Origin of the sequence: Streptococcus sp. 1449 (assembly GCF_013276805.1) — a bacterium.
GTDB lineage: Bacteria > Bacillota > Bacilli > Lactobacillales > Streptococcaceae > Streptococcus > Streptococcus pseudopneumoniae.
The window spans coordinates 24,171-30,490 of the sequence record NZ_VMLS01000035.1 but is presented as its reverse complement, the minus strand read 5'-3'; the positions used below and the strand labels follow the sequence as shown (position 1 = coordinate 30,490).

10 protein-coding genes and 1 pseudogene are annotated in these 6,320 nt (G+C 41.9%); all 11 read right to left on the bottom strand.

What is annotated here, in order from left to right; all coding sequences use genetic code 11:
* Nucleotides 1–2,425 (bottom strand): hypothetical protein (locus HT687_RS11935; RefSeq protein ID WP_345890533.1); only part of this gene is annotated, 2,425 nt, incomplete at its 3' end.
* Nucleotides 2,426–2,744: 319 nt separating this feature from the next.
* A pseudogene (locus tag HT687_RS07345) lies at nt 2,745–3,290 on the bottom strand (hypothetical protein); the annotation flags it as partial.
* Nucleotides 3,277–3,627: a hypothetical protein gene (locus tag HT687_RS07340; RefSeq protein ID WP_000478013.1), complete on the bottom strand. Its 351-nt coding sequence runs from the start codon at nt 3,625–3,627 to the stop codon at nt 3,277–3,279. The gene HT687_RS07340 and the pseudogene HT687_RS07345, both read right to left, overlap by 14 nt.
* A gap of 38 nt (nt 3,628–3,665) precedes the next feature.
* Entirely contained in the window at nt 3,666–4,046 is a 381-nt protein-coding gene (locus HT687_RS07335; protein WP_001207822.1) for a DUF6096 family protein, read from the bottom strand.
* A 4-nt stretch (nt 4,047–4,050) separates the two neighbouring features.
* Complete coding sequence (locus HT687_RS07330) at nt 4,051–4,464, bottom strand: phage tail tube protein (protein ID WP_000880679.1); 414 nt, start codon at nt 4,462–4,464, stop codon at nt 4,051–4,053.
* A gap of 2 nt (nt 4,465–4,466) precedes the next feature.
* Entirely contained in the window at nt 4,467–4,835 is a 369-nt protein-coding gene (locus tag HT687_RS07325; RefSeq protein ID WP_000608236.1) for a hypothetical protein, read from the bottom strand.
* Entirely contained in the window at nt 4,832–5,347 is a 516-nt protein-coding gene (locus HT687_RS07320; protein ID WP_138699293.1) for an HK97-gp10 family putative phage morphogenesis protein, read from the bottom strand. The genes HT687_RS07325 and HT687_RS07320 overlap by 4 nt, the downstream gene beginning before the upstream one ends.
* Nucleotides 5,322–5,660, bottom strand: a complete 339-nt coding sequence (locus tag HT687_RS07315) for a hypothetical protein (protein ID WP_023937156.1) — start codon at nt 5,658–5,660, stop codon at nt 5,322–5,324. The genes HT687_RS07320 and HT687_RS07315 overlap by 26 nt, the downstream gene beginning before the upstream one ends.
* Entirely contained in the window at nt 5,641–5,952 is a 312-nt protein-coding gene (locus HT687_RS07310) for a phage head-tail connector protein (protein WP_000021225.1), read from the bottom strand. Before HT687_RS07310 ends, HT687_RS07315 begins: the two co-directional genes overlap by 20 nt.
* Before the next feature lies 1 nt (nt 5,953).
* Nucleotides 5,954–6,142: a hypothetical protein gene (locus tag HT687_RS07305; protein ID WP_000669344.1), complete on the bottom strand. Its 189-nt coding sequence runs from the start codon at nt 6,140–6,142 to the stop codon at nt 5,954–5,956.
* A complete protein-coding gene (locus tag HT687_RS07300) occupies nt 6,132–6,314 on the bottom strand; it encodes a Rho termination factor N-terminal domain-containing protein (RefSeq protein ID WP_000054933.1) in 183 nt (60 codons plus the stop codon). The genes HT687_RS07305 and HT687_RS07300 overlap by 11 nt, the downstream gene beginning before the upstream one ends.
* Nucleotides 6,315–6,320: the final 6 nt, after the last annotated feature.

Here is a 6,320-nt window from a genome sequence, read left to right as displayed (position 1 = left end):
ATCTATCACCAAACCAAGAGCCAACTTTTTCAAAAGCTGAGTTCACTTTACCCCTACCGGACTTGAATTTATCACCTAACCAAGTGTTTGCTTCGGCAAGCGCATCTTTAGATTCGTTCCAACGGTCACCAAACCAAGAGCCCAACTTGCTAAATGTATTGCTTATTGCATCCCATCCTTGCTGGAACTTCTCGCCAAACCATTGACCTATTGGCTCAAAGATTTCTTGTAGCTTCGTCCATAGACCGCTGAAAAATTCGCCAATCGCTTGACAAATACCACTGATAAAATCACATAGTCCTTGCCATGCTGTTTTAGCAAACTCAACAACAGTGTCCCAATTTTGGTAGAGCAAGACACCAATAGCAATTAAGGCTGCGATTGCTGCAATAACTAAGGTTATTGGACTTGTCAAAACTGCTAACGCTGCATTAAAAGCCCATGTTGCAGCTGTAGCGACTCCTGCTGCCACAGAATGTGCAAATTCCGCCGCGGTTGCTAATCCCATTTTCGCTGTATGAGCAGTCCATGCTAGAGCTGATTTACCAAGTTCTAAAGCAGTTTTCCCTAGCTGTGCAATTGTTTTACCTGAATTGACAACAAAATCTTTTGCGTACAACGCATTCAAATAGATGGTTTCTCCGAAGCTGACCAATTTATCAAATGTCAAAGCTTTCAAAGCTAGTCCAAGATTTTTAATTCCGCTAACAATAAAGGAAACCTTGCCACTTAATAATTCGAATGCCCCTGCAAGTCCTCCAGCTTGTTCAGCCCAAGACAAGAACTTAATCCCCTGCCATGCAGTTGCAAGCGTACCAATCACATTAGCAATTACAGAGATAATCTCTTTATTTTCTTTACACCAGTCAGAAAAAGCAGTAAAACCATCAGCAACTAGCTTGATTGTATCAGCTAGTAACTTCAATGCTTCTAGTATGATACCGCCTAATAAATCAGCGACGGTTTCAATACTTATGCCGAATGTGTTAGACAAGAACTCTGCAAAAGGCTTCCAACTTCCTTCCCAAAGTATTTGAATAATATCAATTAGTCCGTTAAAAGCATTAGCAATAGAGTCAATAGCAGGGGCTACATGTTCATCATAAACACGACTTAAGCCATCGCCAAACTTATCAACAACACTCTCAATAGTTTCAAATATCGGAGCTACAATGTCCAAAAGACTTTGAAGCATTGATGAAATTTTAGGAGCGCTTGTCACAACGACTTTTTCAAAACCTTTAAACAAACTTCCTGCTAGTTTGCTACCGACTTCAACAATGGTAGATGTCAAGCTTAATAGAGTTGACACAATAGCGCTACCGATACGAACCGCACCGGTTGAGGTAATGACGTCGTAGAAAGCACTAGAAAAGGCCTGAGCGATGTTTCCTACAGCCTCTGCAATGTTACCAATATTATCAAACAAAGCGACTAGCGCCCTGGTAATGCGTTCTTTTTGCCTTCCAAGACCATTTGCAATACTTTCGGCAAGGAAAACACCGATACCTAGACCGATAGTAGCTATTGAGCCTGTCACTTGCCCTAAAGCATAAGCGATTTTCTCAGCCATTCGGTTAAAGGCATTCACAACTCTTTGATCAGTAGCGATTTCTCCCATTGTCTTAGCTATTTGGTCTAAGGCGGTCTTAATGCGTTCAATACCTTCTGGTCTAAATGCTGCATCAAAACCTTTCTTGAAGAGGTCAAACAACCCTTTGAGCTTATCTCCAAGTCCATCAAAAATGCTCTTGAACTGGTTGTCCATGTCGGTCAACTCGACTTCTGGCAAGATGTCTTTGAAAGGTTCGCCACCGCCTCCCTTTCCTTTACCACCTTTGCCACCGCCAGACCCGCCTGCATCATCGTCTTTTGGTTTTTGTAAGATGTTAATCTCATCAAATCCCAAAAGACCTAGCAACTCTTTAGCGGCCTTCTTAGCGTTTTTGGCTGAGTCTCCAAGATTATCAGCAAGTCCTCCTGCTGAATCTCCAGCGTCGTCTACTGCATCAGCAAGATCTCCTGCACCTCCTGCAGCATCCTTCATGGCGTTACCCATGTCTCCAACTGCTCCACCAACACCATCTTTCACTGTTGCTTTCTTGTTGAACATCAAAGCGATAAACTCAGCGAGTTTAGCAGTAACATTCTTTAAGACCATAGCAAAAGAGTTCAAGACAGGCATAATGGCATTGATAATCGGTAACATAGCATTACCCAGATTCAATGCACTATCTTTCATCAGCGACTTAAACAAGCTGATACGCCCATTTACAGAATTGGATAAGGTATCACCATATTTGGCTGTAGCCTGTTCTAGGATAGCCATTAGGCGGATTTGTTGCTGGGTTTGGTAGTCTAATTGTTGCCAACTTTGCCCGTTTGCGAACTTCTTAAAGGCTTCAGTAGACTCAATCATAGCCACATTAACGTTGATTCCTAGGTCTTCTCAATAATGTTATCGCATGGCTTTTTATCCATACTTCTTACAATTTCTTGTAAGTTCGGCATATATTTTCACCTACAACCGAATTGTCTAGGTGCTCACCACTCGTGGGGATATTTTATTCTATACTTTTTGACAAAACAAAAAGCACAGGTTCAATCCCTATGCTCTACGGTGACCAAGCCTTTTTAATTGCTTAGTTTACCTCGGTATCGTCATGTTTTAATTACTTAAAATTTAGAGTTTTACCGATTTTGGTAAGTTCTTAATCCGCCTATTTCTAAGCGGTGCGACAAAAGTCTATCGCTTCCGTATTCCCTAGCAAACCTGAGCGAATCCGCTCCATAACGTCTGTAATCGTGCGCCCAGAACCTTCAGCAACAACTGCCGACGTCTGCAACATCTTAGCAGTATAAGCGCTTAGCTTGTTGGTGTCTTTGATAAATCCAGAAAATAAGTTTGAGTAGACTGCACCATAGTTAGTAGCCTCGCCCACACCCATATTCATGGCATTAGCGTTATCGTTAACCCATTTTAAGAAAGATTGCGAACTCTCACCCATCTGGCGCTTAATTTGGTTCATAGCCGCTGATACTTCAAGAGCTGTCTGCGTTGAATACATCCCAACATCAAGCAATTTCTTACCAAGGATTGCAAAACCAGCAAACTTAGCCAGCTTGCCAAACGCGCTACCGATTGAGCTCGACTGTTCACGAATTTTGGCAGTGGCATTCTTCACTTGGTCAGATGTTCCTTTGACCTGATTCTCGACTTCTTTCATCTTCTTCCTGAAAGGCGCTATCTCAGCGTCAATCATGACCTTCAATTCGTCAAGAGTTGCCATTCATTTCCTCCTTCCTTTTTCGATTATGTCTATCTGCAAAATCACGCATCCGTTCCTTATGCAACAAAAGCGCTTGTCTCTGTCGTTCCTGTTCTACTGCTTGTTGTTCTTCTACAAACAACTCAGGCGCATATTCCCAGAACTCAAAAACCTTGGCATCTTTGGATAACAATAAAGAAACGTGATTGGAAATCATCTGCGAAAGTCTGTACGAGTCAATAATCTTCTCTTTACGCTCTTGGATTTTGACACGGTTGTAGCTTTCAATCATTTCCCTGATTTCAAGCACCGTTAAATCCCAAAAATCAAGAGGCTTACCCCCGATGTCCAAAAACATAGGATAAAGCCTCTCAATAATCTGCGTTACCGTTAAGATTACTCGACTACTGTCATTTTCTTCTTGGAAGTTTTCTTGCCCTTGCTTCCTCGTGGAGTAAAACCCGACACTTCAAAGAGTGGCATTAAAACCTCTGTCATGAAGGTTGTTTGGTCTCCACCATTATCCACGTATTCATCGTATAGATCGTAGACATCCTCAAGAGAATACCCATTCTCATACTTTTGCAAAGCTCCATGAATCAAGAGCAATACAACTTTTAAAGGAGGCAAAGGAAACTCTTCGCCAGCTTCAGGCATGAAGATTTTCAGTAAGTTCATACCGATTTTTTCTTCAACTTTTGCTGCTTGATGAGATGAAAGTCGTAGTTTTAACTCTTTCTCATCGCTAATCTTCCAAATTGAGTAAGGTAACGCCATTTAATTAACCTCCAAGACCGTCTGTAAATTCCAATTCTGACTGCAATGCAATCTTAAGTGTGAACTCGATAACGGCATTGACACCGCCACCGCCCAGTTTAACAGATACTTGGCCTTCAAAATTGACCTTAGTACCGTCTGGATAAGCTTGTTCAAAGTAGAGTTTCTTCTTGTCGTCTGCTGCCTTACGCAATACACGGTAAGGAGCAGTTTCGCTTGAATTGTTATAAGAGAACTTGTACTCCAATTCCCCTGCATCACCAATACCAAATTCGTACTTCTTAACTTTATCTTCAAGAGTAGTGTTCTCTACTTTTTCAGGTTCGATACCAAACTCTGGTACTTCTTTCAATCCAACAAGCTTAGTATAGCTACCTTTGGTTTCGCTATAAGAAAGCGTAATTCCGTTTGCTAACATGTTTAATTCTCCATTCTAAATTGAAAAACAAGCTCTGAGTGTAAGTCAACAACCCCTTCAAAACGCATGACCTTATGTCTCAAATGGGACGGGTCTGGCACGTCTTGGCAGTCGGTTCTTCGTAAACCTAAAGACTCAAAAATCTGATTGATTTTAACAGCTAACTCACTAGTGCTTGTATCATCAAAGATATCCACCTTGTAGCGGATAGAGGATTTTTGTTCCTGGTCATCAAACCAATCACCCGGCTTGTTTTGTTCTTCCAAAAAAATAACGACTGGAAAAGTCTCCCAATCGCTAGGATACGTATCAGTCACATTATCTGCAACCTTTTGCAATTCTTTATAAATAACAGGCTTGATATTAATCATTTTATTTGTTCTCTTATCTTTCTACGGACATAATCCGAAATATTCTTAGACACACGCTCTTGATTGTCTCTCAAAGCTGGATAAAGATAAGGCTGAGCAGGTTGACCATACATCTTGTAGAACTCCCCAATCTTTTGAAAGTGGTAAGGCCCTACATTGATTTGGTCTTCATGCACATACCACGGACTAGAGCGATAAGTCACGCTGACTTCTGGAGAGATACCAGAATGGCTAGCCTGACCCTTGGGTCCTGTTCCAAACTCAACATAAGGAGCATAGTGTAGATTTGTGTAAACCTCACCTATAGCCTTATCTCCGTCCATTTTAACCCTAGTCTTGATACTGTTTCTAAGTTCTCCATTGTTGCCTGGTGCTAGTCTTTTAGCATCGGCTTGGACAACCTTTATAGCAGCATTGTGTACCGCACGTAAAACGATATCCTCGCCAGCTTTTTTACTAGCTAATCGTCTACATTTAGCTATGAGCCTATCTGCCCCTCGTAGCTCTGACACGCTCTAACTCCAAAACTTGATGATATGTGTAGACCTTTTTAGAGATAACCCTGTGAGTCACTTCCGTCGGGCTATCGATACACACACCATCTTTCACTTTGATAGTAGCTGACTTGTTGGCATTTGCGTTCAAAATGTCGTTGACACGCTCACCATACAATTCAGATTGTAGTTTACTACCAGCTGGCCACAATTCAAGGCGGACTGTCTCAGCTTCCTTGGCATACCCTTCTTTTGCGACACCTTCCTCTGTGACAGTCTTTTCAAACCGTCGCATTGGATAAGGTTTCAGTCTACTCTGCTTCAAAAACATGGCCTGCCACCCTTGCTAATCTGTGCATGCGTATACGCTGTAAAAGACCCGTAGACAGGCCGTTTTCTCCGTAGACTACTGCTATACCACCCTCGGTTCTGGAATGCTCTCCTTCCGCTCCTGAGCGATTGTGGAGCTCGATAGCGACCTCAGGTATTAAGAGGCTTAAAGCAGGTGTCAAAGATGTGCGGTTAGTCTCTGATAAGATAAGATTTGTAGCCCTCGTTTGGAGCAACATGAGAAGCTGAGTATCTTCTTCGCCTGTCATTTTCTTCAGCAACTCTATAGACATATCAATCCTCTTCTAAAAACTCAGGCTCAGGGAGAATTTCCTCAAGAACGTCTGAGATAGCGACACCATTGCTGGCGAAATTATCTGCCAGCTCGGCATAGCGCTCCTCAGTAATCTCAAGTTCCTCTCCTGCCAGTCGTTTCACATTTAATTCCCAGTCATAGAAATCTTGTTTGATTTTAAATTTCACTTTTTAAATCCTCCAACACCTCTACAATTTCAGCTTTTGATAACTTATAGGCACCAGTTATGCCAGCTTCTTTAGCTAGATTCTTCAACTCTTCTAAAGTCTTATTTTCTAAATCAGAATACTGGCCAGCTTGCTCCTCTTGGATATAATGACGTCGTAGCAATAAGCTCATATCATC